Source organism: Actinotalea alkalitolerans, assembly GCF_023369855.1.
Lineage (GTDB): Bacteria > Actinomycetota > Actinomycetes > Actinomycetales > Cellulomonadaceae > Actinotalea.
Map to the genome: position 1 here is coordinate 271,099 of NZ_JAMBPP010000002.1, position 25,846 is coordinate 296,944.

Below are 25,846 nucleotides of genomic sequence, written 5' to 3' on the forward strand. Positions count from 1 at the left end.
GTGCAAGGATCGCAGGCGTGGATCCCGCGGCACTGTCCCTCCTGCTGAGCCCGACGGGCTGGGCCCTGCTGGGCGCCCTCCCCCCGTACGACGAGCGCCTGGCCATGACGATCTCCGAGCGCTTCCAGCGCGAGGGCATCGACCCGACCCTGGTCGCGGCCGCCCTGACGCAGTCCCGGCTCCGTGCCCGGGCGCACAGCAAGTTCGACGACTTCGCCGACGGCATGCTCTTCACCCCCGCGGGCCTCGAGCAGTCCACCCGGCTCGTGGTCGGCGCACGGCACGCACGACGGTACTTCGCGGCCGGCAGCACGCACGTCGCGGACCTCACCTGCGGGATCGGCGGGGACGCCATGGCTTTCGCGGCGCTCGGGCTCCGGGTCCTGGCGGTCGACGTCGACGAGATGACGGCGGCCATCGCGACGGTCAACCTGCGCCACTTCCCCGACGCCGAGGTGCGGCACGCCGACGGGCTCACCCTCGACCTGGCCGCCGAGGGCATCGACGGCATCTTCGCCGACCCGGCCCGCCGCACGGCCTCGGGCCGACGCCGGCACGACCCGTCGGCCTACGAGCCCTCCCTGGACCGGGTGCTCGCCCTGCGCGAGACCGTGCCTGCCCTCGGGGTCAAGGTCGGGCCCGCGATCGACCACGCCGCGGTACCGGTCGACGCCGAGGCCCAGTGGGTCAGCGTCGACGGCGACGTGGTCGAGGCGGGGCTCTGGTTCGGTCCGCTCGCCCCGGACGGCCCCGGCCGGAGCGCCCTGGTGCTGCGCGGGACCACCGCGACGACCGTCCGCGCCCCCGCGGACGGTCTCGAGCCACCCCCCGTCGGGCCCGTGGGCGCGTACCTCTACGAGCCGGACGGCGCGGTGATCCGTGCCGGCCTGGTGGCGGTCACCGCCGAGCAGGTGCACGGACGACTCCTGGACAGCACCATTGCCTACGTGACCTCCGACCACCTGGCAGCCACCGGCTCGGCGACGCCGTACCGGGTCCTGGACGTGATGCCGTTCGGCCTCAAGCGGCTGCGGACCGCGCTGCGCGAACGGGGCGTCGGCCGGCTGACCATCAAGAAGAGGGGCACGGCCGTGGTTCCCGAGCAGCTCCGCAAGCAGCTCGACCTCCGCGGCGACGCCGAGGCGACAGTGGTCCTCACCCGGGTCGCCGGCAACCAGCAGGTCCTCGTGGTCGAGCCGGTCTGATGGAGATCCCCTTCGCCTCGTCCGAGCGATCGACCATCGGGGTCGAGTGGGAGCTCGCCCTGGTCGACAGCGACAGCGGCGACCTGCGCCAGGTGGCCCAGACCGTGCTCGACGCCGTGGCCCCGGCCGACGGCAGCGAGCACCCCACCATCCGCCAGGAGCTGCTGCTCAACACGGTCGAGATCAACACCGGGGTGTGCCGCACGGTCGCCGAGGCCGGCGCGGACCTCGAGCGCAGCATCGCCGAGATCCGGGCGGTGACCGACCCCCTGCGGGTCGAGCTGATGTGCTCCGGGACCCACCCCTTCGCGAGGTGGCGCAACCAGAAGGTCACCGACAAGCAGCGCTACGCGACCCTCATCGACCGCACCCAGTGGTGGGGTCGGCAGATGCTCATCTACGGCGTGCACGTGCACGTCGGGATCGAGGACCGCGCCAAGGTCCTGCCGATCCTCAGCGCCGTGCTGACCTGCCTGCCGCACCTGCAGTCGATCTCGGCATCCTCACCGTTCTGGGGCGGGAAGGACACCGGCTACGCGTCGAACCGGGCGCTGATCTTCCAGCAGCTGCCGACCGCGGGCCTGCCGGTGCAGTTCGACCGCTGGGAGGACCTCGAGTCCTACACCGCCGACATGCTGCACACCGGTGTGATCGACCAGTTCGACGAGATCCGGTGGGACGTCCGACCGGCTCCCCGGCTCGGCACCATCGAGATGCGCGTGTGCGACGGAGCCTCCAACCTCACCGAGGTGCTCGCCTTCGCGGCCCTGACCCACTGCCTGGTCGAGCACTTCTCGACGATGCTCGACCAGGGCAAGGAGCTGCCGCGGGTCCAGCCGTGGTTCGTGCAGGAGAACAAGTGGCGCTCGGCCCGCTACGGCATGGACGCGATCATCATCCTGGACGCCGCTGGCAACGAGGAGCTGGTGACCGACGCCGTGGCGCGCCTGCTGCGCGAGCTCGAGCCGACCGCCGAGCGGCTCGGCTGCTCGGCCGAGCTGGACAGCGTGCGGACCATCCTGCGCAAGGGCGCCGGGTACCAGCGTCAGCGTGCCGTGGCCCGGCGCAACGCCGGCGAGCTCGACGCCGTGGTGGCCTCGCTGGTCGCCGAGATGCGCGCCGGCCGCCCGCTGTAGGTCGCCCCACCCGGCGAGACCATCCGCATCGGTCCCCCGCACCTCGGTAGTTGGCAATACCGAGTACCGGGTATAGCCTTGAACCATGCCCCCCAGCCGTGACCCACAGCTCCTCAAGGGCGTCCTGCCCCTGCTGGTGCTCCGCCTGCTCACCGAGCAGGAGTCCTACGGGTGGGAGCTCGTCACGCGACTGCAGGCCGCCGGGCTCACCGACATCACCACCGGGACCGTCTACCCCGTGCTGAGCAGGCTCGAGCGCGAGGGCCTGATCTCCGCACGCCTGGTCGCCTCGACCGCGGGCCCGGCCCGCAAGTACTACCGACCGACGACGAACGGGGCCGCGGCCCTCGCGGCCGCGGTCGCAGGCTGGGACGACCTCGCCCGCACCGTCAGCGCCGTGCTGGGCCGGCAAGGACCGCTGGGGACCGGCACGAGCCTCCCCGGGAGCCGACCGAACCCCCCTGAACCTGTGGACAAGGAGTCCTGATGACCACCACCACCCTGACCCTGACCGACCGGCTGCACGCGCGCTGGTACCTGACCCGCTTCGGGTGGGCCATGCAGGACTACCCGGGCCGCCAGACGCGGCAGATCCGACGCGAGCTGCACGCCGATCTCGTGCTCGCCGCGCAGGACGTCGGCATGGCGCAGGCTCTGCGTGACCTCGGGCACCCCGTGGTCCTGGCTGAGCGGTACATCGCCGAGCTCGGCCGACGCCTGCCGCGCAAGACCACCGGCGCGGTCGCGGCCGCACTCGCCATGGGCCTGATCCTCTACCTCAGCACGGCCTACGCGATCGGCACCCTGGACACCCTCGAGGCCATGGGGGGCGGCTCGATCACCACCTACCCGCTCGGGGCCGAGACCGTCTTCACCCACACCGAGGACGAGCTGTCGGTGTCCTCGAGCCTCACCTGGCAGTGGGCCCTGCTCTACGTCGGGGCGGGAGTCGTGGCGTTCCTGGGTGGCTCGCGCATCTGGCGCGCGTTCGGCTGACCCCGCCCCGGACCCGCAGACCTCACAGGGTCACGGTGGTCAACGGCATGGACGAGTCCACCGGCAGGTCCAGGGCCGACGGCCGGACCCCCCGGCGCAGCGCAGCGGCCCCGAGCGCGGCGATCATCGCCCCGTTGTCGGTGCAGTAGCGGATCGGCGGGATGCGGACGGCGATCCCGGCCTCCGCGCACCGCTGGGCCGCGAGCTCGCGCAGCTGGGAGTTGGCCGAGAACCCACCGCCGATCACCAGCGTCCCGACGTCGTGGCGCCGGCACGCGGCGATCGTCTTGGCGGTCAGCACGTCGGCCACGGCTGCCGCGAACGACGCCGCGACGTCGGGCAGGGGGATCTCCTCGCCGGCGTCCTGACGGGCCTCGACCCAGCGTGCCACAGCCGTCTTGAGGCCCGAGAAGGAGAAGTCGTGGGCGTGGGTGGCCTGGTCCTTGGCCGCCGTCAGCCCACGCGGGAACCGGATCGCCGTCGGGTCCCCCTCGCGGGCGAGCCTGTCGATGTGCGGGCCCCCCGGGTAGGGCAGGCCCAGCAGCCGACCCACCTTGTCGAAGGCCTCGCCGGCGGCGTCGTCCAGGGTGTGCCCCAGCTCGGTCACGTCGCTCGCGATGTCGTCCACGAGCAGCAACGACGAGTGACCACCCGACACGACCAGCGCCATCACCCGCTCGGGGAACCGACCGTGGACGAGCTCGTCGACCGCCGCGTGACCGATCACGTGGTTCACCCCGAAGACGGGGATGCCCAGGCCCACCGCGAGCGCCTTGGCCGCGGCCGCCCCCACGGTCAACGGTCCCACCAGGCCGGGCCCCGCGGTGACCGCGATGGCGTCCACCTCGCCCAGGTCGACGTCGGCCTCGGACAGCGCCCGCTGCAGGGTCGGCACCATCGCCTCGAGGTGTGCGCGCGAGGCGATCTCGGGGATGATCCCGCCGAACCGCGCGTGCTCGTCGACCGAGCTGGCCACCGCATCGACCAGCAGCTCGTCGGAGTCGGCGCCCACCCGGACCAGGGCGACCCCGGTCTCGTCGCACGAGGTCTCGATCCCCAGCACGAGGGTGGTGTCCGGCATGGCACCAAGGGTAGAGGGCCCGGCGGTCAGCCCCGGTCAGCCGGGGTCGACACCGTCCGACGTGAGGACCAGGCGCATCGTCAGCGCGTCGACGTCCTCGGGCTGGTAGTACCGCCTGCGGCGACCCAGCACGGTGAAACCGAGCTGCTCGTAGAGCGCGATCGCCGGTGCGTTGTCGACCCGCACCTCGAGCAGGACGGCCGTCGCACCCAGCAGCCGGGCACGGTCGACGAGGGCGCCCAGCAACCGCGCGCCGATCCCCCCACGTTGCGCCGCGGGCTCCACCCCGATGGTCATGACCTGCGCGACGTCGCCGTCGAACCACAGTCCGGCGTACCCCACCGGCCCGCCCGAGGGACCGTCGACCGCGACGTACCAGCGTCCTGGTGCTTCGAGCTCGGCACGCACCATGCCCTCGCTCCACGCCGAGGGCCCGAAGAGCTCGCGCTCGAGCTCGACCACCCGGGGCACGTCAGGGCCGGTCAGCTGTCGCAGGGCCGGTCTCGTGCCCGCCCGAGCCGCGGAACGGTCGGCGGCCGGCCCCTCGGCGCTCATCCGGTGGCCCGCTTGCGTCCCGCGGCCGGTGTGACGTCGGGACGTCGGAGGTAGAGCGGCTCGGTGCCCGACGTCTCACCCCGCGCGACCCGGGCCATCGCGAGCCGGGTGAGAACGGCCGGGTCGGGGACCCTCGGGGAGTCCTGCCGTGCGGTCAGGTGCTCGGGGTACAGGTCGACCCCGGCCCCGACCACCAGCGCGGCGTCCAGCGCGCCGTCAGCGGCCAGCACGAGGGGGGTCAGCACCGCCGGGGCCGCGACCTGCTCGACCTCGACCACGGTCGTCGGGCCACCGACGCGGCGCCGGTAGCGCGCGGTGTAGACCTCGCGTCGGCGGGCGTCGGTCACCACCACCACCTCGTGGACCCCCTGCCCCTGGGTCGCGAAGGCCTCCGCGGCGATCGCGTCGAGGCTGCACACCCCGTGCACGGGCACGCCCAGGGCGAAGGCGAGGGTGCGCGCGGTCACCAGGCCCGCACGCAGACCGGTGAACGGGGCCGGACCGGTACCGACGACCACGGCACCCAGCTCGCGCCGGTCGACCCCGGCCTCGGCGAGCACCTCGGCGATCATCGGGGCCAGGAGCTCCGCGTGACGACGCTGGCCCACGACCCGGCGGGCGGCCAGGACGGGATGGTCCTCGCCGTCGCCCACGAGCGTGACAGCGATGTCGGCGGAGGTGTCGAGGGCGAGCACGGGCACGCGGGTCATCCTCCCACCCGGGCACCGGCCGGCAGGGTGGTCCCCGACCAGCGCGGGCCGATCCCACGGACAGTCACCCGCCTCACCCCGACCTCGGCGTCCAGCAGGTCCTCCCCCGGCGCGGCGCCACGCGGGCGCTCGATGGTCACCTCGAGCCGGTCCTGGGACAGCACCTCGGCCAACCCCTCGCCCCACTCGACCACCGTGACCGACTCCTCGAGACTCGCGTCGAGGTCCAGGGCGTCGAGCTCCTCGAGCGAACCGAGCCGGTAGGCGTCCACGTGGACCAGGTCAGGCCCGCCGACGGTCGTGGGGTGCACCCGCGCGATGATGAAGGTGGGTGAGGCCACCGGGCCACGCACCCCCAGCCCGTCACCGAGCCCCTGGGTGAGTGTGGTCTTGCCGGCACCCAGCGCACCGGTGAGCACCACGAGGTCACCGGCCCGGAGCGCACCGGCGAGCTCGTGGCCGAAGGCCCGTGTCGCGGGCGCGTCGGGGAGGTCGACCTCGACCAGCACCACCGGCAGATCTGCGCTCACAGCGCCCCTCCCACGTGCACCCGGGGGACACGGGCGCCGACCCGCGTCACGATCTCGTAGCTGATGGTCCCCGCGGCGCGGGCCCAGTCCTCCGCGGTGGGTTCGCCGTCCTGCCCCGAGCCGAAGAGCACCGCGCGGTCGCCGGCCCTCTCGCGGGCACCCGGCCCGAGGTCGAGCACGACCTGGTCCATGCAGACCCGCCCGGCGACCCCCAGCCGGCGACCACCGACCTGCACCGGACCTCCCCACGTCTCACCGTTGCCCGAGGCGTGACGCGGCACCCCGTCGGCGTAGCCGAGCGGGATCAGTCCGAGCACCGTGGCCCGGGGCGTCACGTACTGGTGCCCGTAGGAGACACCGTGCCCGGCCGGGACCTCCTTGACCAGCACCAGCTCGGCCTCCAGACGCATCACCGGGACCAGACCGAAGTCGCCCGGCCCGCCGAGCCGGGGCACCGGGGACAGACCGAAGACGGCGATCCCCGGCCGCACCAGGTCGTAGTGCATCGCCGGGTTGGTGAGCGTCGCGGCCGAGTTGGCCAGGTGCCTGACCTCGAGCCGGGCACCGCGCCTCTCGGCGAGCGCCACGGCGTCGTCGAACACCGCGGCCTGGGCCAGCACGGTGGGGTGGTCCGGGGCGTCGGCCCAGGCCAGGTGCGACCAGATCCCCACGACCTCGCACAGGCCCTCGGCCTGTGCCGCCAGCGCGAGGTCGATCAGGTCCTCGAGATCCCTCGGGGTGCTGCCACCGCGCCCCAGACCGGTGTCGACCTTGACGTGCAGGCGCGCCGTGCGACCGGTCACCCGCGCTGCTGCGAGGATCTCCTCCAGGGCCCAGGGGGCGGCGACCGAGACGTCGACGTCCGCCTCCAGCGCGGCAGCCAGCGGGGCGCCGGGGGCGTACAACCAGGTCAGGACGCGCCCCCCGACTCCTGCTGCCCGCAGCGCCAGGGCCTCTCCGATCTGCGCGGCCCCGAGCCACGTCGCACCCCCGGCGAGCGCCGCCCGGGCGCTGGGCACCAGACCGTGGCCGTAGCCGTCTGCCTTGACCACCGCCATCACGGCAGCACCCGGGGCCAGGTCGGCCAGCACGGAGACGTTGGCGCTCAGGGCGGCGAGATCGACGACCGCGCGGGCAGGGAAGGCACTCACGGCGCCCAGTCTCCCATCTGGGGCGTGTCTGCCCGGCACCCGTCGGCCCCTGGGGCGGCGAGTCTCAGCGATCCCCCCCGAGGAGCTCGGCGATCGTGGCCGGCAGCGCGTCCGCGACGTCGGTGGCCGTCACCGGACCACCCGGGCACGCGCGATGAGCAGCCCGGCCGTGCACCAGTGCCGCGAGGGCCGCGAGGTGCGCGGCGAGGCCGGGGTCACGTCGGACGTCGTCGGCGCGGCCCGCCAGGATCGCCCCGAGCAGCCCGGCCAGGACGTCACCCGCCCCAGCCGTCGCGAGCCATCGCGGTGCATCCGCCTGGGCGAGCACCTCGTCCGGCCCCACGACCACCGTCACGGCCCCCTTGAGCAGCACCGTCGCCCCGGTGCGCACCTGCGCCTCACGTGCCCAGCGCACGGGCTCGGACTCGACCTGCTCCCGGGAGACCTCGACCCCCCGCTCGACGAGCAGGCGCGCGAGCTCACCGGCGTGCGGGGTCAGCACCACCTGCGGACCCACCCTGTCGTGCAGCAGCCCGAGCGCGCCTGCGTCGACCACCGCTGGGTGCCCGTCCGCGAGCGCCTGCTGCAGCGCGCCGGTGATCTTGACCGCCTTGGTCGCGTCGGTCGGGTCGATGCCCGGGCCGAGCACCCACGACTGCACCCTCCCGACCCCGGCCACGGCCTCGGGATGGGCGGCCAGGACGGCCCGCTCCACGTCAGGCGGCCCTAGGTAGCGGACCATGCCGACCCCGGCTCCCAGGGCACCCCGCACCGTCAGGACCGCAGCGCCCGGGTAGGCCGCGGCCCCGGCGACCACCCCCACCACGCCCCGCTGGTACTTGTGCGCGGTCTCAGGGGGCACCGGCCACATCCCTGCCGCCTCGCGCACACCGAGCCGCACGACCGCCGGCCGTGAACCCTGCTCCTCCAGGACCGGCCCCAGGCCGAGGTCCACCACCGTGAGCCGCCCGGTGGCATGAGCAGCAGGGGGGAGAAGCAGTCCGGGCTTGGCGCAGCCGAAGGTCACCGTGAGGTCCGCGGCGAGCACCGGACCCTCCACGCGCCCGTCGTCGACCCCGATCCCGCTCGGCAGGTCGACCGCGACCACGACCGGTGCGCCGCGGGTACCCGGTGGGCTCGTGCCCGGGCCGGCGGCGGTCTGCGCCCGGAGCTCGGCGAGCAGCAGGACCAGCTGGGCGGCCTCCCCGGTGAGACCGCCGCGGGACCCGATCCCCAGCAGACCGTCCAGCACCACGTCGGCACCGAGCGCCTCGACGACCGCGTCACCGATCCACACCTCGGGGTCCGATCCCGGCGCCCCGACCCCGGCCACGCTCACGACCCTGCCGCCGGCAGCCCGTACCGCCGCCAGACCACCGGCGTGCGCACGGCCAGCGGTCAGCACCGCCAGGACCTCCACCCCGCGGCGGGCGAGGAACGCCATCGCGTGCAGGGCGTCACCACCGTTGCTGCCCGGACCGATGAGTCCGACGACCCGTGCCCCGCTCACCCCGCCCCGCCCGCGCCCGCGGTCGCCTCGGAGGGCCGCGAGCTCACCGAGGACGGCCGTGGCGAGGGCGAAGGAGGCACGCTCCATCAACCCTCCACCGAAGCCGCGCTCGCGGGCGAGCAGCGGCCCCTCGGCCGCCCGGACGTCGGCAGCGGTGCGCGCGTCGATCATCCGCCCATCCTGCCCCTGCACGCGGCCCGGCGTCTCACCACCGCACCATCGGCCGTGGTCGGCGGCCACCCGTGGTGCTGTGGCCCTCCCCCGGTACTAGGTTGGGGCGATGCGCTTCGGACTCTTCATCCCCCAGGGCTGGCGGCTCGACCTGACCGGCATCGACCCCGCGGACCAGTGGGCCACCATGAACGGCCTGGCCGCACACGCCGACTCCGGGGAGACCTGGGAGTCGATCTGGGTGTACGACCACTTCCACACCGTGCCGGAGCCCACCACCGAGGCGACCCACGAGGCGTGGACCCTGATGGCGGCGTTCGCGGCGAGCACCCAGCGGGTACGCCTGGGGCAGATGTGCACGTGCATGGCCTACCGCAACCCTGCCTACCTGGCGAAGGTCGCTGCGACCGTCGACATCATCTCGGGCGGCCGCACCGAGATGGGCATCGGCGCCGGGTGGTACGAGCACGAGTGGCTCGCCTACGGCTACGGCTTCCCAGGCGCAGGTGCACGCCTGGCAGCCCTCGACGAGGGTGTGCAGATCATGAAGCAGGCCTGGGACACCGGGTCGGCGACCCTGGCGGGCACCCACTACCAGGTCGACGGCGCACGCGTGCACCCGCAGCCCTTGCAGGCCGGAGGCATCCCGTTCTGGATCGCCGGTGGCGGTGAGAAGAAGACCCTGCGGACCGCTGCCCGGTACGCCCAGTACACCAACTTCGACGGCACGCCCGAGGGCTTCGCGCACAAGTCGACCGTGCTCGAGTCCCACTGCCGCGACCTGGGCCGCGACTACGCCGAGATCACCCGCTCGGCCAACTACAACGTCGTGATCGGCTCGACCGACGCCGAGGTGCAGGACCGTCTCGCCTGGATCGACGACCACTACCGCACGACGGTCCCGGCACGCGCCGACGAGACGGTCGAGCAGTTCCGCACCGGCCCGCTCGTGGGGACACCTGAGCAGCTGATCGAGAAGCTGCTCGAGCTACGTGCCCTCGGCATGACGTACGCGATCACCTACTTCGCCGAGGCCGCCTACGACCGCTCGGGCATCGAGCTCTTCGAGCGCGAGGTCGCGCCGGCACTGCTCGGCTGACCCGCGGCCGCCTGACCGCTCGTCACACGGTGAGGGCGCTCACCCCGGGTCGCGCTCGGCGATCGCCACAGCGGACGCGATCCCCGCGTCATGGGAGATCGACAGGTGCCAACGGTCGATGCCTCGCTCGCGGGAGGCGGCGAGCACCGTTCCGCGCAGCTCGACCTCGGGCGGCCCACCGGCGATGCGGCGCACGGTCGCGTCCTGCCACGACATCCCCCCCGGGGCACCCATCGCCTTGGCGATCGCCTCCTTCGCCGCGAAACGCGCCGCGAGCGACGTCGGCGGCATCTGCCGCTCCTCCTCGGTGAACAACCGCTCCGCGAGCCCCGGCGTCCGCTCGAGGGTGGCGAGGAAGCGCGAGATGTCGACCACGTCGATCCCGACCCCGATGATCACCGGGACCACCCGCGCCCGGTCACTCGACGGTGACGGACTTCGCCAGGTTGCGCGGCTGGTCGACGTCAAGACCCTTGGCCGTCGCGAGCTCGCAGGCGAAGATCTGCAGCGGCACCACCGACACCAGCGGGGCCAGCAGCACAGGGGTCTGCGGCACGAAGAACACCTCGTCGGCGAACGGGAGCACCGCGTCGTCACCCTCCTCGGCGATCACCAGCGTGTGCGCCCCCCGGGCCCGGATCTCCTGGATGCTCGAGATCACCTTGCTGTGCAGGGAGTCCCTGCCCCGCGGTGAGGGCACGACCACGAAGACCGGCTGGCCCTCCTCGATCAGCGCGATCGGGCCATGCTTGAGCTCACCCGCGGCGAAGCCCTCGGCGTGGATGTAGGCGAGCTCCTTGAGCTTGAGCGCCCCCTCCATCGCCACCGGGTAGCCCACGTGACGACCGAGGAACAGCACCGACGTCGTGCTGGCCATCGCGCGAGCGGTCTCGCGGATCGTCTCCGCCCCGTCCAGGACCTTCTGGATCTTCTCGGGCACGGCCCGCAGCTCGTCGAGGATCGTCGTGACCTCGTCGGTGAACTTCGTGCCACGCAGCTGGGCCAGGTACAGGCCCAGCAGGTACGCCGCGGTGATCTGCGCGAGGAAGGCCTTGGTCGACGCGACCGCCACCTCGGGTCCGGCGTGGGTGTACAGGACGGCGTCGGACTCCCGCGGGATCGTCGACCCGTGGGTGTTGACGATCGCCAGGACCTTGGCTCCCTGCTCACGGGCGTGGCGCACGGCCATCAGCGTGTCCATCGTCTCGCCCGACTGCGAGACCGCCACCACCAGGGTCCGGGAGTCGACCACCGGGTCGCGGTAGCGGAACTCGTGCGCGAGCTCGACCTCGACCGGGATCCGGCACCAGTGCTCGATGGCGTACTTGGCGACCTGCCCCGCGTAGGCGGCTGTCCCGCACGCGACCACGATGATCTTGTCGACCTGCCGCAGCACGGCCTCGTCGACCCGCAGGTCGTCGAGCACCAGGTGTCCGGCCGCGTCGGTACGACCCAGCAGCGTGTCGGCAACGGCCTGGGGCTGGTCGTGGATCTCCTTGTCCATGAAGGAGGCGAAGCCACCCTTCTCGGCCGCGGCCGCGTCCCAGTCCACGGTGAAGCGCCGGGGCTCGACCTGGTTGCCGTCGAAGTCCATCACCCGCACCTCGTCGGGAGTGATGGACACGACCTGGTCCTGACCCAGCTCCATCGCCTCGCGGGTGTGCGCGATGAACGCGGCGACGTCCGAACCGAGGAAGTTCTCCCCCTCGCCCAGCCCCACGACCAGCGGTGAGTCGTGCCGTGCGCCGACCACGAGCGAGGGCGAGTCGACGTGCACCGCGAGCAGGGTGAACGTGCCGTGCAACCGACGGGCGACGAGCCGCAGCGCCTCGGCCAGGTCAGGTGTCTGCGCGTAGGTCTCGGCGAGCAGGTGCGCGACGACCTCGGTGTCCGTCTCGGAGACGAGCGTCACACCACGTGACGCGAGCTCGGCGCGCAGCACGGCGAAGTTCTCGACGATCCCGTTGTGGATCACGGCGATCGATCCGTCGGCCGACAGGTGCGGGTGCGCGTTGAGGTCGTTCGGCGCCCCGTGCGTCGCCCAGCGGGTGTGCCCGATCGACGCGGTCGCCAGCGGAAGGGGCTGGGCCGCGAGCGCCTCGGACAGGTTGACCAGCTTGCCGGCCTTCTTGGCCGTGACCAGCCGCGAGCGGTCGGCCGTGACCAGCGCGACACCTGCGGAGTCGTACCCGCGGTACTCGAGCCGGGCCAGGCCACCCATCGCGACCTCGAGGGGCCGCCCGTTGGCCTCCTGAGCACCGACGTATCCCACGATTCCGCACATGGCGGGAAGTCTAGTGGCCCGCTGAGCCCCGCTGAGCGCCCGGCGCGGGCCGCGATCCGGCAGACTGCTCCCCGTGCCCGCCGGTGAGATCACCCCCGCCACGCCGTACGTGGACCTCGGTCGCGACGCGTGGAGCCGGCTGTCCGCCTCGACGCCCCTGCCGCTGACCGACGCCGACGTCGCCCACCTGCGAGGTCTCGGCGACCCGATCGACCTGGCCGAGGTCGACGCCGTCTACCGGCCCATCTCCCGGCTGCTGACGCTGTACGTCAACGCGACGGGTGGCCTGCACTCCGCGACCTCGACCTTCCTCCAGGAGGGCGCGGCGCGCACCCCCTACGTGATCGGCGTCGCCGGTTCGGTCGCGGTCGGCAAGTCCACGACCGCACGGATCCTGCGCGAGCTGCTCGCCCGGTGGCCCGAGACCCCCCGGGTCGAGCTCATCACCACCGACGGCTTCCTCTACCCCAACGCCGAGCTCGAGCGACGCGGACTGATGGAGCGCAAGGGGTTCCCCGAGTCCTACGACCGGCGTGCGCTGCTGCGCTTCCTGTCCTCCATCAAGGCCGGCCGCCCCGAGGTCAGGGCCCCCGTGTACTCCCACCTCAGCTACGACATCGTGCCGGGCGAGCACGTCGTGGTCCGGCGCCCGGACGTCCTGGTGGTCGAGGGCCTCAACGTCCTCCAACCCGCCCGGGCCACCGCGGTCGGTCAGTCGAGCCTCGCGGTCAGCGACTTCTTCGACTTCTCGATCTACGTCGACGCGCGGACCTCCGACGTGCGCCAGTGGTACGTGGACCGCTTCCTGTCGCTGCGGCAGACGGCCTTCGCGCAGCCGCGCTCCTTCTTCCACCGGTTCGCGTCGCTGTCCGACGACGAGGCGATCGATCGCGCCGAGCAGATCTGGGACACCATCAACGCACCCAACCTCGAGCGCAACATCCTGCCGACGCGCGGACGTGCGACGCTCGTGCTGCGCAAGGGCCCGGACCACTCGGTCGAGCGCGTCCGGCTCCGCAAGCTCTGACAGCCGGTCCACCCCGCGAGCCGACGCGCACCTAGCGTCGGCTCATCTCCGAGGACGCCGGGCAACCGTCGGGCGCGAGTCCGGACTCCCCCGCACGGTCGCCGTCCGGCCCCGTACCCGACGGGTCGCTCTCGGGCGCCGCTGCGCCCGCCGTGACGCCTGAGCGTGACCGGGCGCCGCGGAACGGCCACCTCGCCGAGCGTCGCCCGATGTGCTTGATCATCGGTTCGATCAGCAGGCCGAGCAGCACGCCGCCGATGACCCCGGCCACGATCGCCAGGAGCGGGTTGTCCCTGAACCAGACCCCGGCACCCACCCCGAGGAGCACCGAGTAGAGCGACCAGGTGACCGCGGCGATCGCCGTGAGCACCGAGAACCGGCGGCGGTCGAAACCCACCGACCCCGCGGTCATGTTCACCGCGACGCGCCCGACCGGGACGTACCGGGCGGCGATGATGAACGAGGCACCGCGGCTGGAGAGGGCGTGCTCGGCCCATCGCAGCGTGCGTTGCGTGCGAGGCCCCTGGAGGGCGGGGTGTCGGTGCACCGGGATGCGCCGGCCGATCGAGTAGGCGATCTGGTCGCCGGTGAACGCCCCCGCCGACCCGACCGCGACCAGGAGCCAGAGGTTCGGCTCGCCGGTGCTGACCGCGAGGGCTGCCAGGGCGATCAGCACGGACTCGCTCGGGACGGGGGGGAAGAAGCCGTCGATGGTCGCGAACGCGTACAGCGCGAGGAGCACCCATGGCGAGCCGGTCAGGGCAAGGACCCAGTCCTCGAGCACCATGCCTCAGCTCCCGGGTCGTGTCGGACGATCATGTGCGGTCGATCCACGGTAGGTCGGCCATGCAGGTGAGGGCCATGGGTTATCACCCCCAACAGACCCTGAGCCGACCCCGACCGTGCCTCTCCTCGATCGTCCGCCACCGTCCCCGCACAGGTCGTCCACCGCTCGGATGACATCGACGAGCGGCGCCTCCGCCGGGCGGACTACCTGCAGACCGAGCGGGTCAGGGAAGCGAGAAGCCCAGCTCCTGCGCCGCGGCACGCGGGGTGGCCTCGGCGCTCCACCGCAGGCCGTGGCCCGGGGCGCACAACGACCGCATCTCGGCGATGTCGACGTAGAGGCGACCGGCGAGGTGATCGGTCTCGTGCTGGACGATCCGTGCGGGCCAGCCGTGCAGCACCTCGTCGAGCAGGTCGCCGGCATGGTCCCGACCGGTCAGCCGCACGCTCCGCCACCGTGGGGTGACGGCCTGCCAGCCCGAGACGCTCAGGCAGCCCTCGTAGAACCCGACCCGCTGCTCGCCGACCGGTTCGTACCGCGGGTTGACCAGCACCCTGAAGGGCACCGGCTCACGCTCGCGGGCCAGCGCCAGGTCGTCCTGCACGGGCCAGGCGTCCTCGATCACCGCGAGGGCCAGGCCGAGCCCGATCTGCGGGGCCGCCAGGCCGACACCGGGCGCCGCGCGCATCGTCTCGCGCATCGCCTCGACGAGCTCGTCCAGCAGTCGGCCGTCGAGCTCCCCGCGGTACGGCGGGGCTGGTCGGCGCAGCACCGTCTCCCCCGCCTGGACGATCGGCAGGGGACGAGGACCCTCGAGGAGCAGCTCGACCTGGGCCCGCAGCGCCGCGGCCGTCGGACCGGGCCAGGAGCCACCCGGCCGACCCGCGCCGTCCGTCTCACTCACGCCGGCTCCCGCCTCACAGCGCGAGCCGGTCCCGCACCACGTCGGCCAGCTCGGCGGCGACCCGCTCGGCCTCGTCCTGCGCAGCGGCCTCGACCATCACGCGAACTACCGGCTCGGTGCCCGAGGGCCGCAGCAGCACCCTCCCGGTGCGCCCCAGACCCTCCTCGGCGCTCGCCACGGCCGAGAGCACCCCCTCGTCGGTGGATGCCCGGCCACGATCGACGCCGTGCACGTTGACCAGCACCTGGGGGAGGCGGACCACCGCGCCGGCGAGGTCCGCGAGCGTGCGACCGCTGCCCGCGACGCGTGCCGCGAGGTGCAGGGCGGTCAGGGTGCCGTCTCCGGTGGTCGCGTGGCTCGACATGATGAGGTGCCCCGACTGCTCGCCACCCAGGGTGTAGCCGCCCGAGCGCATCTCCTCGAGCACGTACCGGTCGCCGACACCGGTCTGGACGGTGCGCACGCCCGCGTCGGCCATCGCGAGCTGCAGACCGAGGTTGCTCATCACCGTGGTCACCAGGGTGTCCCGGGAGAGCTCACCGCGCTCCTTGAGCGCGACGGCCAGGATCCCCATGATCTGGTCGCCGTCGACCAGGGCACCGGTGTGATCCACGGCCAGGCAGCGGTCGGCGTCACCGTCGAAGGCCACGCCGAAGTGGGCGTCCGAGGCGACGGTCACCGCCTGCAGCTGCTCGGGGTGGGTCGATCCGCACTTCTCGTTGATGTTCCGCCCGTCGGGTGAGGCGTTGATCACCACGACGTCCGCGCCCGCGGCACGGAGCGCGCTCGGGCCGACCGTGCTGGCCGCGCCGTTGGCGCAGTCGACCGCGATCCGCAGACCGTCGAGCCGCACCGGGAGCGTCGCCACCAGGTGGTCGACGTACCGGTTCTCGGCCTCGCCGGTGTCCTGGGTGATGCGGCCGACGTCGGCACCGGTGGGCCGCTCCCACGGCTCGCGCATCCGCGCCTCGATGGCGTCCTCGACGTCGTCGGGCAGCTTGTGCCCACCGCGGGTGAAGAACTTGATGCCGTTGTCGGGCATCGGGTTGTGCGAGGCCGAGAGCATCACACCCAGGTCGACGTCGAGCGCGTTGGTGACGTAGGCCACCCCCGGCGTGGGGAGCACCCCGACGTTCACGACGTCGACCCCGGCGCTGGCGAGCCCGGCGGCCACGGCTGCCGACAGGAACTCCCCCGAGGCGCGGGGGTCCCGCCCGATCACGGCCCGGGGTCGGTGACCCTCGAACGCTCCTGAGGCGCCGAGCACGTGCGCAGCAGCGACGGACACGTCCAGCGCGAGCTCTGCGGTGACGTCCCGGTTGGCCATGCCCCGGACCCCGTCGGTTCCGAACAACCGTGCCATGTGAAGCCTCCTCGTCGTGACCGACTGTCGCACACCCGCCGGGTCGCGGGTGCGACCCTCGCCAGGCAGACCGACGGCCCCGATGGAGACCATCGGGGCCGTGGATCAGAGGGTGGTGCTCAGCGCTTGGAGTACTGGGGCGCCTTCCGGGCCTTCTTGAGCCCGGCCTTCTTGCGCTCGACGACGCGGGCGTCGCGGGACAGGAAGCCGGCCTTCTTGAGGGCCGCGCGGTTGTGCTCCTCGTCGATCGCGTTGAGGGCACGGGCGATGCCCAGCCGCAGTGCGCCGGCCTGGCCGCTCACGCCACCGCCATGGATGCGCGCGACGACGTCGAAACGACCCTCGACGTCCACGAGCTTGAGCGGGCTGTTGACCAGCTGCTGGTGGACCTTGTTGGGGAAGTAGTCCTCGAGCGTGCGCCCGTTGACCTTCCACTGGCCCGTGCCCGGGACCAGGCGGACCCGTGCAACGGCCTCCTTGCGCCGGCCCAGCGCCGTCGCCGGAGCCGTCAGGCTCTGGCCACGACCCGTGGGCGCAACGGTCTCGGAGGTGTAGCTGGTGGGCGTGTCATCGCCCTCAACGTCGATGTCGACGGTGGTCTCGGCCACTGGTGGTGTCCTCGCGTCCTGTGTGATGTCTGGTGACAGCGGGCCGGAGCCTACTGAGCGATCTGGGTGATCTCGAAGGGCTTGGGCTGCTGAGCGGAGTGCGGGTGCTCGGGGCCGGTGTAGACCTTGAGCTTGCTCAGCTGGCTGCTCGCGAGCGAGTTCTTGGGGAGCATGCCGCGCACGGCCTTCTCCACGGCGCGGTCGGGGCGCTTGGACAGCAGCTCCGAGTACGGGACGGCACGCAGGCCGCCCGGGTAGCCGGAGTGGCGGTAGGCCAGCTTCTGCTCGCGCTTGTTGCCGGTCAGGGCAACCTTCTCGGCGTTGATCACGATGACGAAGTCACCGTTGTCGACGTGCGGCGCGAACGTCGCCTTGTGCTTGCCACGCAGCAGCGTGGCGACCTGGGAGGCGAGCCGGCCGAGGACGACGTCGGTGGCGTCGATGACATGCCAGGTCCGCTCGACGTCGCCGGGCTTCGGGGTGTACGTGCGCACGGTCGTAGCCTTCGTTTCGTGTAGCTGAATGAGTTCGCAGCGGCCGCTCCCGTGTCGGGTGCGCCGATGAGGTCAGGCGTCGGCATCTTCGGAGGTACCTGGCGAGCGAGTGGGAGCACTCAGCCGGATAGGACCACCGGGACGCACAACGACACGCCAGAGTACCCGTACCCGGCGGGGAGGGTCAAAACAGGGTCCAGAGAGCCGTCCCGGACCAGGTCAGCGGACCCGGTCGACCCGACCCGTGTCCCACACCGCCTCCGGGGTCTCCACGACCCGTCCGTCGGCGCCGAAGACCAGGAAGCGGTCGAAGGTGCGCGCGAACCACCGGTCGTGGGTCACCGCCATGACCGTGCCCTCGAAGGCGGCGAGACCGCGCTCGAGCGCCTCCGCGGAGTGCAGGTCGAGGTTGTCGGTGGGCTCGTCGAGCAGCAGCAGGGTCGCACCGCCGAGCTCGAGCAGCAGGATCTGGAACCGGGCCTGCTGCCCGCCGGACAACGTCTCGTACCGCTGCTCGGCCGCGGCCACCAGCTCGTAGCGGTCCAGCGCCTTGCTCGCCGGCTCCCGACCCATCCCGTCACGGCTGCCCTCCCCCCGGTGCAGGATCTCCAGCAGGGTGCGGCCGGTGAGCTCAGGGTGCGTGTCGTTCTGCGCGAACCACCCGGGCCGCACCCGCGACCCGAGCACGACCGACCCGGTGTGGCGCACGGGGTCCACCCGGTGGCTGTCCACCGGCGCGTGCTCAGGACCCGGGTCGGAGCCCCCTGCCGCGAGCAGCCGCAGGAAGTGCGACTTGCCCGAGCCGTTGGAGCCCAGCACCGCGACCCGCTCCCCGAACCACACCTCGAGGTCGAACGGCTCCATCAGCCCGGTCAGGCCCAGGCCCTGCGCCACGACCGCCCGCTTGGCCGTCCGCCCGCCGGTCAGCCGTACCCGCACGTCCTGCTCGCGCGCCATCACCTGAGGGGGCCCGGCCTCCTCGAACTTGCGCAACCGCGTCTGCGCGGCCTGGTAGCGCGAGGCGAGCCCGTCGTTGAAGGCCGACTTGGTCTTGAGGGTGTTGACCAGGTCACGGAGCTTGGCGTGCTCCTCCTCCCAACGACGGGTGAGCTCCTCGAGCCGCGAGCGTCGGTCCTCCCGTGCCTTCCCGAAGGTGGCGAACCCACCACCGTGCACCCACAGGGTCGAACCCACCGCCGTCGGCTCGAGGCTCGCGACCCGTGTCGCGGACCGCGACAGCAGCTCCCGGTCGTGGCTGACGAACAGCACCGTCTTGGTCGACTCCGCGAGCCTGCCCTCGAGCCAGCGCTTGGCCGGCACGTCGAGGTAGTTGTCGGGCTCGTCGAGCAGCAGGACCTCGTCGGTGCCCCGCAGGAGGGCCTCGAGGACGAGCCGCTTCTGCTCACCGCCCGACAGCGTGCGCACCTCACGGTGCTGCGCTCGCTCGAAAGGGACCGAGAGCACCGCGTCGGTCACCCGGTCCCAGCCGGTCTCGGCGTCGTACCCGCCGACGTCGGCCCAGTCCGCCAGGGCCTGGGCGTAGCGCATCTGAGCAGGGGTGTCATCGATCTCCATGATCGCCGTCTCGGCCAGGGAGAGCTCGGCGGCGGCCTCCCGCACCGCAGCGGGGGCCAGCGAGGCGAGAAGGTCACGCACCGACCGCTCGTCGTCGATCCGCCCGACGAACTGACGCATCACACCCAGCCCCCCGCTGCGCACCACGCGCCCGGCATGCGGCTGCTCGTCACCGGCGACCAACCGCAGCAGGGTCGTCTTGCCCGCCCCGTTCGGCCCGACCAGGGCCACCTTGGCCCCGTCGGCGACCCGGAGGTCGATCCCCGCCAGCAGAGGCCGACCGTCGGGCAGCACGTACCCGACGTCACTGATGTCTACGTGTCCCACGTCCCTAGTCTGCCGGGTCGCCGGACCCCGGATGCGCGCACCGGCGGCCGGTGCCACCGTAGGGACATGACCAGTGACAGCCAGAGCTACGGTGACACGCCCGCCACGACCCCCGACCCGGAGTCGGTGGCGGAGGGCGACACCAACCAGCTGGAGCAGGAGGACACGCTCCTGGACCGCGGCGTCGACAGCGTCCTGGACGAGGGGTACTCACCGCCCGAGCACCGCCCGGGCCACCGCCTGGAGACACAGCTCGAGCAGTACCAGGGCGAGGCGCTGGACGACCGCCTCGCCCAGGAGCAGCCCGAGGTCTGGGAGACCACCCCAGGGCCGGACGCCGGTGCGCGCGAGGCGGACCGCGCGGGCCGTCTGGCGGCTGCCGAGTCCGAGGCGGGAGGTGAGACCGCGACCAGCCTGATGGCCCAGGACATGGGCATCGCGGGTGGGGGTGCAGGCGCGGAGGAGGCCGCCGTCCACCTCATCGACGAGGACGAGGACCCCGAGCGCCTGTAGCCGCACGTCGGCCGACCTCGCTCAGGAGCCGTCGACGACCTCCCGGGCCATCTCGCTGAGCGGCCGCGAGGTGGAACGCGCACGCTGACGCAGACGCGTGAAGGCCTCGGCGACGGTGATGCCCTCACGCTCGGCGATCCGCCCCTTGGCCTGCTCGATCACGACGCGGGAGTCCAGGGCGCTCTGCAGCTGCGTCGAGACCGTCGTCGCGTGGTCGAGGGCACGGTGCTGGATGATCCCCACGCTCGCGACGTCCGCGAGCGCCCGCGCCACGGCGAGGTCCTCGGGCGGCAGAGGGCCCGAGGTCTTCAGGAACAGGTTGAGTGCTCCGATCGTCTGGCCGTCGGTGCGCAACGGGATCCCGTAGGCCTGCTTGACGCCCAGCATCCGGGCACCCTGCGTCCACAGCGGCCACTCCTCCTGGACCAGGTCGACGTCCCCCACGACGACCAGGTCGTCGCGCTCCATCGCGGCCAGGCAGGGCCCCTGACCCGACCGCACCTGGACCAGCTCGAGGACCTGCGCCTCGTGGGTGCTCGCGGCCAGGAGCTTGGGGGTCGAGCCCGGGTCCACCAGGAGCAGACCGGCCGCCCAGACGTCGATCAGCTCGACGCAGCCGTCGACGAGGCGCTGGGCGAGGTCGCTCACCACGTAAGGGGCTGCCAGGGTCGACGCGAGCTCGACGAAGACACCGGCCAGGGCGATCCGGTCGGCGCTGCGCCCGCCTGCCGTCGGTGAGGTGCTCATCGATCCAGCCTTCCCTGCTCGACCATCCCGTCCGCCGCGGTCCGACGGGCTCGTGTCTCGACCGCGCGTTCGGCCATCTGGTCGGGGGTCGGGTAGACGACCTCCTCGAGCGTCAGACCGCTCGCGGGTGCCACCAGGCTAGCTCCCGTGCGGCGCCGGCTCTCGAGCATCTCGACGGGCCACCCCGGTGGACGACGTGCCTCCCCCACCGCGAGGAGCGTGCCCACGAGCGAGCGCACCATGGAGTGGCAGAACGCGTCGGCCTGCACCGTGGCGACCACCAGCCCCTCGTCGGCGCCGGTCGTGGGCCGGACGACCTCGAGGACCTGCAGCTCCCGGATCGTCGTCGCGCCGGGTCGCGGACGGCAGAACGCGGCGAAGTCGTGGACCCCCACGAGGGACGCGGCTGCGGCGGCCATCGCCTCGACATCCAGCGGGAGCCTGTTGCGCACCACGTGGGCGCGACGGAGCGGGTCGACCAGCGCCAGGTCGTCGGCCAGGCGGTAGGCGTATCGCCGGTGCATAGCGGAGAAGCGTGCGTCGAAGCCCGGGGGTGCGACCGAGGCGCGTCGCACGACGACGTCGCGGGGCAGCACTCCCGCGAGCCGGCGGACCAGCGCGTGGCCGGGTGGAGCCGCGAGCCGACCCTGCACGGCGTGCCAGAGCTCGGGCTCGACCTCGAGGTGGGCGACCTGCCCACGCGCGTGGACACCCGCGTCGGTCCGGCCGGCCACCGTCAACCGGGGCGGGGCGCACCGGAGCACCGTGCCCAGCGCCCCCTCCAGGGTGCTCTGCACGGTACGCAGCGCGGGCTGGCTCGCCCATCCCGCGAAGTCGGTGCCGTCGTAGGACAGGTCGAGGCGCACCCGCAGCGTGCCGGTGCCGGAAGTCGTGCTCACGAGGGTGCACGGTACCGATCCGGCGGCCGCGGCGCGGCATCGCCGGTGCTCGACGTCATCGACCGGGGATCCGGGCCGCACCGACCCTGCTGGCGGACGGCGCGCCCGCGGGCCTATCGTCGCGCGGGTGACCGCACCCCCGCTCGAGCCGACGGCGGCCTCCCCCGGTGCGTCCGCCCCGGGATCGCGCACCCTGGCGGTGGACTGCGGAGGGGGCGGGATCAAGGCCTCGGTCCTGGACGCCGCGGGGACCCTGCACGTACCGGCGCTGCGGGTCCCGACGCCGTACCCGCTGCCACCGTCCCGGCTGGTGCAGACCGTGGCCGACATCGCCGCCCGGCTGCCCCCTGCGGATCGCGCCACGGTCGGGGTCCCCGGCATGATCCGCCACGGCGTCGTCATCGCCACGCCCCACTACGTCACCGTCGCCGGGCCACGCTCACGGGTGGACCCGGCCCTGGTCACCGCGTGGGCGGGAGCCGACATGTCGGCCGCGCTGACCGCCGCCCTCGGTTACCCCACCCTCGTCCTGAACGACGCGGAGGTCCACGGCGCCGGGGTGATCGCGGGGAGCGGGCTCGAGCTCGTGCTGACCCTCGGGACCGGGCTCGGGTCGGCACTGTTCGACGGCGGCGTCCTGGCGCCTCACCTCGAGCTCTCCCACGCACCTGTCCGCCGTGGCGTCACCTACGACTCCTACCTCGGCGAGCACGAGCGCCGTCGGCTCGGGGACGGGGCCTGGTCCCGCCGGGTCCGGCGTGCTGTCGACGGGCTGCGCCCGGTCTTCCGCTGGGACCGGCTCTACCTGGGCGGCGGCAACTCGCGTCGCATCCGACCGGCCGCTCTGGAGGCCCTGGGCGACGACGTCGTGGTCGTCCCGAACTCGGCGGGGATCGTCGGGGGTGTGCGGGCGTGGAGCCTGCGCGGGACCGCGGGCGGCTTCGGGCCGGCCGGTCCCGGCTGAGCCTGCTCAGGCGACCCGGCCGTGCGCATCGGGCGTGTGCGGGACCACCACCGGGGGGTCCACCTCGTCCAGGGCGGTGAGCAGCACGCGCGTGAAGGCGACCGGCTGCACGAGGTTGGCCAGGTGGGTGGCCCGGGGCACGGTCACCAGGCGCGCCGTGGGGCAGGCCCGTACGTAGGCCCGCTCCTGCGTGCGGAAGTGGTCCCAGCGGCCGTTGACCACCCACACCGGGCAGGTGATGCGGGCGAGGTCGGCCAAGGGGTCGATCCGACGCATCGCGGCGAGCAGGTCGACCATCACGTCGAGCGCGAACCCTCCCTCGGCGAGGGCCGCAGCCCCTTCGGGGGGCAGCGCCCGGTCGACCAGACCCTGGTTGAGCCGCTCGCCCTTGTCCGGGAGCCGGCCGATCAGACCGGCGAGCACCCGCCAGGCGTCGGTGAGGCGGCGGTTGGGTGTCGTGCTGCAGCCGGAGGCGAGCAGGACCGCGACCCGAGCGGGGTGCCGCGCCGTGTAGGCGATCCCGAGGTAGCCGCCCAACGACATGCCCACGACCGCAGCGCGACCCCCGACGCGATCCACGGCCTCGTCGATCGCCTCGAGCCCCGCCTCGACGCCGAACTGCTCGTCGAGCCGTCTGCCGTGCCCGGGCAGGTCGATCGCCAGCGCCGGACGACCCGTCCGCCGGACCGCCTCGACCTGGGGCCGCCACATGGTTCTCGAGGCTCTCGCGCCGTGCACGAACACCACCGGGACCCGGCCAGGACCCTCCGCGTGCGCCATCCCTCCACGGTACCCATCGGCGCGGCCGGCACCACCGCCATGGCGTGAACCATCCAGGACATGGTGTGAGCCGGCCGGAACGCCGCAGGGCCCGGACCGTCCCCGGTCCGGGCCCTGCGGTACGAGCGAACCTCAGGCCTTGTCGGCGTCCTGCTCCGAGACCTCGGTGGACTCGGCAGCGACCTCGGCCGACTCGTCAGCCGCGACCGGCTTCTCGTCGGCAGGGGCCTTCGCCGCGGCGGGGGCCTTCTTGGGCGTCGAGGCCTTCTTCGTCGCCTTCTCCGCCTCGCGGACCGTCGCCTGCTTGGGGCTGACCGGCTCCAGGACGAGCTCGATGACCGCCATGGGGGCGTTGTCGCCCTTGCGCGGGCCGATCTTGGTGATACGCGTGTAGCCACCCTGGCGCTCGGCCATCTTCGGCGCGATCTCGGCGAAGAGCTCGTGCACGACGCCCTTGTCCTTGACGACCGTCATGACGCGGCGACGCGCATGCAGGTCCCCGCGCTTGGCGAAGGTGATGAGACGCTCGGCCAGCGGACGGAGCCGCTTGGCCTTGGTCTCGGTGGTGGTGATGCGCTTGTGCTCGAACAGGGCCGTCGCCAGGTTGGCGAGGATGTGCCGCTCGTGCGCCGGTCCGCCTCCGAGCCGCGGACCCTTGGTGGGCGTAGGCATGGTCTGTACTCCTCAGTTCTCGAAGATCAGTGGACCGGCGTTCGTTCGCCTGCCGGTCCGGGCCGGCGTCAGGACAGCTCGTCCTCGGTGAAGTCGCCGTCGTCGTAGTAGCCGGCGGCAGCGGTCGGGTCGAAGTCGACGGGGCTGTCCTTGAGGGACAGACCGAGCCCGACGAGCTTCTCCTTGACCTCGGTGATGGACTTCGCGCCGAAGTTGCGGATGTCCAGGAGGTCAGCCTCGCTGCGGGCGACGAGCTCGCCCACCGAGTGGATGCCCTCACGCTTGAGGCAGTTGTACGAGCGGATCGTGAGCTGCAGCTCCTCGATCGGCAGCGCCAGGTCGGCGGCGAGCGCGGCGTCCGTCGGGGACGGGCCGATCTCGATGCCCTCGGCCTCGACGTTGAGCTCGCGGGCCAGCCCGAACAGCTCGACCAGCGTCTTGCCGGCCGAGGCGAGGGCGTCACGCGGCGAGATGGCGTGCTTGGTCTCGACGTCCACGATCAGCTTGTCGAAGTCGGTCCGCTGCTCGACACGCGTCGCCTCGACCTTGTACGTCACCTTGAGCACCGGCGAGTAGATCGAGTCGACCGGCACACGGCCGATCTCGGCGTCGTAGGACTTGTTCTGCTGCGCGGAGACGTAGCCACGACCACGCTCGACGGTGAGCTCGATCTCGAGCTTGCCCTTGCCGTTCAGCGTGGCGATGTGCAGGTCGGGGTTGTGGACCTCGACGCCGGACGGCGGGGTGATGTCGGCGGCCGAGACGGTGCCGGGGCCCTGCTTGCGCAGGTACATCACGACGGGCTCGTCGTTCTCGGAGGAGACCACCAGCTCCTTGATGTTCAGGATGATCTCGGTGACGTCCTCCTTGGCACCGACGATCGTGCTGAACTCGTGCAGGACGCCGTCGATCCGGATCGACGTGACGGCCGCTCCGGGGATCGAGGAGAGCAGGGTGCGGCGCAGCGAGTTGCCGAGCGTGTACCCGAAGCCGGGCTCGAGGGGCTCGATCACGAACCGCGAGCGGTAGTCGGAGATGACCTCTTCGGTCAGGGTGGGGCGCTGTGCGATGAGCACGGTGTGGTTCCTCTCAGTGTGCGTCCGCCATATGACGCATCACGCTGTGCGGTCTGCCGGGTCTCGGTCCACCCGACAGGGCGGCCGGGCGAGCGAGCGCAGGACGGGTCCGGTGCTCGCTCGCGCGACCTGACGGTCCAGGTCGGCCGGGCTGGGTGCAGCCCGGCCGACCTGGGCCGGTGGATCGGTGTGTCAGACGCGGCGGCGCTTGGGGGGACGGCAGCCGTTGTGCGCCTGGGGGGTCACGTCCTGGATCGAGCCGACCTCGAGGCCGGTCGCCTGGAGCGAGCGGATCGCGGTCTCACGGCCCGAGCCGGGGCCCTTGACGAAGACGTCGACCTTCTTCATGCCGTGCTCCTGGGCGCGGCGTGCCGCGGCCTCGGCCGCGAGCTGCGCGGCGAACGGCGTGGACTTGCGGGAGCCCTTGAAGCCGACCTGGCCCGAGGAGGCCCAGGCGATGACGGCACCCGCGGGGTCCGTGATCGAGACGATGGTGTTGTTGAACGTGCTCTTGATGTGGGCCTGGCCCACAGCGATGTTCTTCTTCTCCTTGCGGCGGGGCTTGCGCGCCGCGGAGCGGGTCTTGGGAGGCATTGCGTCACTACTCCTGGTCTGAGGTCGTCGGACCGTCTGCGTGGTGCACGGGTCTGCGTGCGGTCCTCACGCGGACGGACTGCTGCTG

At 72.7% G+C, this 25,846-nt stretch carries 28 protein-coding genes; 8 read left to right on the top strand and 20 right to left on the bottom strand.

Features of this window, described 5'->3' with window-relative positions:
• The first annotated feature begins 17 nt into the window (after nucleotides 1-17).
• From M1R94_RS03025 to M1R94_RS03040, 4 genes are all read left to right on the top strand, one after another.
• Complete coding sequence (locus M1R94_RS03025; protein WP_249380189.1) at nucleotides 18-1,205, top strand: class I SAM-dependent methyltransferase; 1,188 nt, start codon at nucleotides 18-20, stop codon at nucleotides 1,203-1,205.
• On the top strand, nucleotides 1,205-2,341 hold the full coding sequence (locus tag M1R94_RS03030; RefSeq protein ID WP_249380190.1) for a glutamate--cysteine ligase: 1,137 nt from the start codon (nucleotides 1,205-1,207) through the stop codon (nucleotides 2,339-2,341). Before M1R94_RS03025 ends, M1R94_RS03030 begins: the two co-directional genes overlap by 1 nt.
• Before the next feature lie 85 nt (nucleotides 2,342-2,426).
• On the top strand, nucleotides 2,427-2,828 hold the full coding sequence (locus M1R94_RS03035; protein WP_249380191.1) for a PadR family transcriptional regulator: 402 nt from the start codon (nucleotides 2,427-2,429) through the stop codon (nucleotides 2,826-2,828).
• Nucleotides 2,828-3,337 (top strand): hypothetical protein, encoded by a 510-nt coding sequence (locus M1R94_RS03040; RefSeq protein WP_249380192.1) that lies wholly within the window; start codon nucleotides 2,828-2,830, stop codon nucleotides 3,335-3,337. The genes M1R94_RS03035 and M1R94_RS03040 overlap by 1 nt, the downstream gene beginning before the upstream one ends.
• Before the next feature lie 22 nt (nucleotides 3,338-3,359).
• On the opposite strand, the gene tsaD is transcribed toward M1R94_RS03040, so the two are convergent.
• The 6 genes from tsaD to M1R94_RS03070 all read right to left on the bottom strand — a co-directional run bounded on the left by tsaD (nucleotide 3,360) and on the right by M1R94_RS03070 (nucleotide 9,045).
• Nucleotides 3,360-4,418, bottom strand: a complete 1,059-nt coding sequence (gene tsaD / locus M1R94_RS03045) for a tRNA (adenosine(37)-N6)-threonylcarbamoyltransferase complex transferase subunit TsaD (protein ID WP_249380193.1) — start codon at nucleotides 4,416-4,418, stop codon at nucleotides 3,360-3,362.
• Between the two features lie 36 nt (nucleotides 4,419-4,454).
• Nucleotides 4,455-4,973 carry a ribosomal protein S18-alanine N-acetyltransferase gene (rimI, locus tag M1R94_RS03050; RefSeq protein ID WP_249380194.1) on the bottom strand — a complete coding sequence of 173 codons (519 nt, stop codon included), beginning with the start codon at nucleotides 4,971-4,973 and terminating at the stop codon, nucleotides 4,455-4,457.
• Complete coding sequence (gene tsaB / locus M1R94_RS03055) at nucleotides 4,970-5,683, bottom strand: tRNA (adenosine(37)-N6)-threonylcarbamoyltransferase complex dimerization subunit type 1 TsaB (RefSeq protein ID WP_249380195.1); 714 nt, start codon at nucleotides 5,681-5,683, stop codon at nucleotides 4,970-4,972. The genes rimI and tsaB overlap by 4 nt, the downstream gene beginning before the upstream one ends.
• Nucleotides 5,680-6,213 (bottom strand): tRNA (adenosine(37)-N6)-threonylcarbamoyltransferase complex ATPase subunit type 1 TsaE, encoded by a 534-nt coding sequence (gene tsaE / locus M1R94_RS03060; RefSeq protein WP_249380196.1) that lies wholly within the window; start codon nucleotides 6,211-6,213, stop codon nucleotides 5,680-5,682. Before tsaE ends, tsaB begins: the two co-directional genes overlap by 4 nt.
• The gene (gene alr / locus M1R94_RS03065) at nucleotides 6,210-7,364 is read right to left on the bottom strand and encodes an alanine racemase (RefSeq protein WP_374109421.1); all 1,155 of its coding nucleotides are present in this window, start codon (nucleotides 7,362-7,364) and stop codon (nucleotides 6,210-6,212) included. Before alr ends, tsaE begins: the two co-directional genes overlap by 4 nt.
• A 64-nt stretch (nucleotides 7,365-7,428) precedes the next feature.
• Complete coding sequence (locus M1R94_RS03070) at nucleotides 7,429-9,045, bottom strand: bifunctional ADP-dependent NAD(P)H-hydrate dehydratase/NAD(P)H-hydrate epimerase (RefSeq protein ID WP_249380197.1); 1,617 nt, start codon at nucleotides 9,043-9,045, stop codon at nucleotides 7,429-7,431.
• 109 nt (nucleotides 9,046-9,154) lie between these two features.
• Here M1R94_RS03070 and M1R94_RS03075 point away from each other — a divergent pair, with 109 nt between their 5' ends.
• Complete coding sequence (locus M1R94_RS03075; protein WP_249380198.1) at nucleotides 9,155-10,144, top strand: TIGR03560 family F420-dependent LLM class oxidoreductase; 990 nt, start codon at nucleotides 9,155-9,157, stop codon at nucleotides 10,142-10,144.
• Nucleotides 10,145-10,183: 39 nt separating this feature from the next.
• On the opposite strand, the gene M1R94_RS03080 is transcribed toward M1R94_RS03075, so the two are convergent.
• A complete protein-coding gene (locus M1R94_RS03080; protein ID WP_249380199.1) occupies nucleotides 10,184-10,543 on the bottom strand; it encodes a holo-ACP synthase in 360 nt (119 codons plus the stop codon).
• Between the two features lie 19 nt (nucleotides 10,544-10,562).
• Nucleotides 10,563-12,428 carry a glutamine--fructose-6-phosphate transaminase (isomerizing) gene (glmS, locus tag M1R94_RS03085; protein WP_249380200.1) on the bottom strand — a complete coding sequence of 622 codons (1,866 nt, stop codon included), beginning with the start codon at nucleotides 12,426-12,428 and terminating at the stop codon, nucleotides 10,563-10,565.
• Nucleotides 12,429-12,501: 73 nt separating this feature from the next.
• Here glmS and coaA point away from each other — a divergent pair, with 73 nt between their 5' ends.
• On the top strand, nucleotides 12,502-13,455 hold the full coding sequence (coaA, locus tag M1R94_RS03090; RefSeq protein WP_249380201.1) for a type I pantothenate kinase: 954 nt from the start codon (nucleotides 12,502-12,504) through the stop codon (nucleotides 13,453-13,455).
• 31 nt (nucleotides 13,456-13,486) lie between these two features.
• On the opposite strand, the gene M1R94_RS03095 is transcribed toward coaA, so the two are convergent.
• The 6 genes from M1R94_RS03095 to M1R94_RS03120 all read right to left on the bottom strand — a co-directional run bounded on the left by M1R94_RS03095 (nucleotide 13,487) and on the right by M1R94_RS03120 (nucleotide 19,513).
• Complete coding sequence (locus tag M1R94_RS03095) at nucleotides 13,487-14,242, bottom strand: DedA family protein (protein ID WP_249380202.1); 756 nt, start codon at nucleotides 14,240-14,242, stop codon at nucleotides 13,487-13,489.
• A 223-nt stretch (nucleotides 14,243-14,465) separates the two neighbouring features.
• Nucleotides 14,466-15,146, bottom strand: coding sequence for a peptide deformylase (locus M1R94_RS03100; protein WP_308199865.1), 681 nt, complete (start codon nucleotides 15,144-15,146; stop codon nucleotides 14,466-14,468).
• Between the two features lie 13 nt (nucleotides 15,147-15,159).
• Nucleotides 15,160-16,509: a phosphoglucosamine mutase gene (gene glmM / locus M1R94_RS03105; protein WP_249380203.1), complete on the bottom strand. Its 1,350-nt coding sequence runs from the start codon at nucleotides 16,507-16,509 to the stop codon at nucleotides 15,160-15,162.
• Between the two features lie 119 nt (nucleotides 16,510-16,628).
• Complete coding sequence (rpsI, locus tag M1R94_RS03110) at nucleotides 16,629-17,117, bottom strand: 30S ribosomal protein S9 (protein ID WP_249380204.1); 489 nt, start codon at nucleotides 17,115-17,117, stop codon at nucleotides 16,629-16,631.
• A gap of 50 nt (nucleotides 17,118-17,167) precedes the next feature.
• The gene (rplM, locus tag M1R94_RS03115; RefSeq protein ID WP_249380205.1) at nucleotides 17,168-17,611 is read right to left on the bottom strand and encodes a 50S ribosomal protein L13; all 444 of its coding nucleotides are present in this window, start codon (nucleotides 17,609-17,611) and stop codon (nucleotides 17,168-17,170) included.
• 219 nt (nucleotides 17,612-17,830) lie between these two features.
• Nucleotides 17,831-19,513 carry an ABC-F family ATP-binding cassette domain-containing protein gene (locus M1R94_RS03120; RefSeq protein ID WP_249380206.1) on the bottom strand — a complete coding sequence of 561 codons (1,683 nt, stop codon included), beginning with the start codon at nucleotides 19,511-19,513 and terminating at the stop codon, nucleotides 17,831-17,833.
• A 66-nt stretch (nucleotides 19,514-19,579) separates the two neighbouring features.
• On the opposite strand from M1R94_RS03120, the gene M1R94_RS03125 reads away from it, so the two are divergent.
• Complete coding sequence (locus tag M1R94_RS03125) at nucleotides 19,580-20,026, top strand: DUF5709 domain-containing protein (protein WP_249380207.1); 447 nt, start codon at nucleotides 19,580-19,582, stop codon at nucleotides 20,024-20,026.
• A 21-nt stretch (nucleotides 20,027-20,047) separates the two neighbouring features.
• On the opposite strand, the gene M1R94_RS03130 is transcribed toward M1R94_RS03125, so the two are convergent.
• Nucleotides 20,048-20,773: a GAF and ANTAR domain-containing protein gene (locus tag M1R94_RS03130; protein ID WP_249380208.1), complete on the bottom strand. Its 726-nt coding sequence runs from the start codon at nucleotides 20,771-20,773 to the stop codon at nucleotides 20,048-20,050.
• Entirely contained in the window at nucleotides 20,770-21,672 is a 903-nt protein-coding gene (truA, locus tag M1R94_RS03135; RefSeq protein ID WP_249380209.1) for a tRNA pseudouridine(38-40) synthase TruA, read from the bottom strand. Before truA ends, M1R94_RS03130 begins: the two co-directional genes overlap by 4 nt.
• A 193-nt stretch (nucleotides 21,673-21,865) precedes the next feature.
• On the opposite strand from truA, the gene M1R94_RS03140 reads away from it, so the two are divergent.
• Complete coding sequence (locus tag M1R94_RS03140; protein WP_249380290.1) at nucleotides 21,866-22,636, top strand: ROK family protein; 771 nt, start codon at nucleotides 21,866-21,868, stop codon at nucleotides 22,634-22,636.
• Nucleotides 22,637-22,642: 6 nt separating this feature from the next.
• On the opposite strand, the gene M1R94_RS03145 is transcribed toward M1R94_RS03140, so the two are convergent.
• The 4 genes from M1R94_RS03145 to rpsK all read right to left on the bottom strand — a co-directional run bounded on the left by M1R94_RS03145 (nucleotide 22,643) and on the right by rpsK (nucleotide 25,758).
• Nucleotides 22,643-23,416: an alpha/beta fold hydrolase gene (locus tag M1R94_RS03145; protein WP_249380210.1), complete on the bottom strand. Its 774-nt coding sequence runs from the start codon at nucleotides 23,414-23,416 to the stop codon at nucleotides 22,643-22,645.
• A gap of 132 nt (nucleotides 23,417-23,548) precedes the next feature.
• Nucleotides 23,549-24,088 carry a 50S ribosomal protein L17 gene (rplQ, locus tag M1R94_RS03150; protein WP_249380211.1) on the bottom strand — a complete coding sequence of 180 codons (540 nt, stop codon included), beginning with the start codon at nucleotides 24,086-24,088 and terminating at the stop codon, nucleotides 23,549-23,551.
• 68 nt (nucleotides 24,089-24,156) lie between these two features.
• On the bottom strand, nucleotides 24,157-25,164 hold the full coding sequence (locus M1R94_RS03155; RefSeq protein WP_249380212.1) for a DNA-directed RNA polymerase subunit alpha: 1,008 nt from the start codon (nucleotides 25,162-25,164) through the stop codon (nucleotides 24,157-24,159).
• Nucleotides 25,165-25,356: 192 nt separating this feature from the next.
• Nucleotides 25,357-25,758: a 30S ribosomal protein S11 gene (gene rpsK, locus M1R94_RS03160; protein WP_249380213.1), complete on the bottom strand. Its 402-nt coding sequence runs from the start codon at nucleotides 25,756-25,758 to the stop codon at nucleotides 25,357-25,359.
• Nucleotides 25,759-25,846 lie beyond the last annotated feature (88 nt).

What these genes read in the sequence shown, in the direction of transcription:
- M1R94_RS03030 (WP_249380190.1), top strand. Translation starts at nt 1,205, where the DNA reads ATGGAGATCCCCTTCGCCTCGTCCGAGCGATCGACCATCGGGGTCGAG.
- M1R94_RS03035 (WP_249380191.1), top strand. Translation starts at nt 2,427, where the DNA reads ATGCCCCCCAGCCGTGACCCACAGCTCCTCAAGGGCGTCCTGCCCCTG.
- M1R94_RS03040 (WP_249380192.1), top strand. Translation starts at nt 2,828, where the DNA reads ATGACCACCACCACCCTGACCCTGACCGACCGGCTGCACGCGCGCTGG.
- tsaD (WP_249380193.1), bottom strand. Translation starts at nt 4,418, where the DNA reads ATGCCGGACACCACCCTCGTGCTGGGGATCGAGACCTCGTGCGACGAG.
- rimI (WP_249380194.1), bottom strand. Translation starts at nt 4,973, where the DNA reads ATGAGCGCCGAGGGGCCGGCCGCCGACCGTTCCGCGGCTCGGGCGGGC.
- tsaB (WP_249380195.1), bottom strand. Translation starts at nt 5,683, where the DNA reads ATGACCCGCGTGCCCGTGCTCGCCCTCGACACCTCCGCCGACATCGCT.
- M1R94_RS03070 (WP_249380197.1), bottom strand. Translation starts at nt 9,045, where the DNA reads ATGATCGACGCGCGCACCGCTGCCGACGTCCGGGCGGCCGAGGGGCCG.
- M1R94_RS03075 (WP_249380198.1), top strand. Translation starts at nt 9,155, where the DNA reads ATGCGCTTCGGACTCTTCATCCCCCAGGGCTGGCGGCTCGACCTGACC.
- glmS (WP_249380200.1), bottom strand. Translation starts at nt 12,428, where the DNA reads ATGTGCGGAATCGTGGGATACGTCGGTGCTCAGGAGGCCAACGGGCGG.
- M1R94_RS03095 (WP_249380202.1), bottom strand. Translation starts at nt 14,242, where the DNA reads ATGGTGCTCGAGGACTGGGTCCTTGCCCTGACCGGCTCGCCATGGGTG.
- glmM (WP_249380203.1), bottom strand. Translation starts at nt 16,509, where the DNA reads ATGGCACGGTTGTTCGGAACCGACGGGGTCCGGGGCATGGCCAACCGG.
- M1R94_RS03125 (WP_249380207.1), top strand. Translation starts at nt 19,580, where the DNA reads ATGACCAGTGACAGCCAGAGCTACGGTGACACGCCCGCCACGACCCCC.
- M1R94_RS03130 (WP_249380208.1), bottom strand. Translation starts at nt 20,773, where the DNA reads ATGAGCACCTCACCGACGGCAGGCGGGCGCAGCGCCGACCGGATCGCC.
- M1R94_RS03145 (WP_249380210.1), bottom strand. Translation starts at nt 23,416, where the DNA reads ATGGCGCACGCGGAGGGTCCTGGCCGGGTCCCGGTGGTGTTCGTGCAC.
- rplQ (WP_249380211.1), bottom strand. Translation starts at nt 24,088, where the DNA reads ATGCCTACGCCCACCAAGGGTCCGCGGCTCGGAGGCGGACCGGCGCAC.
- rpsK (WP_249380213.1), bottom strand. Translation starts at nt 25,758, where the DNA reads ATGCCTCCCAAGACCCGCTCCGCGGCGCGCAAGCCCCGCCGCAAGGAG.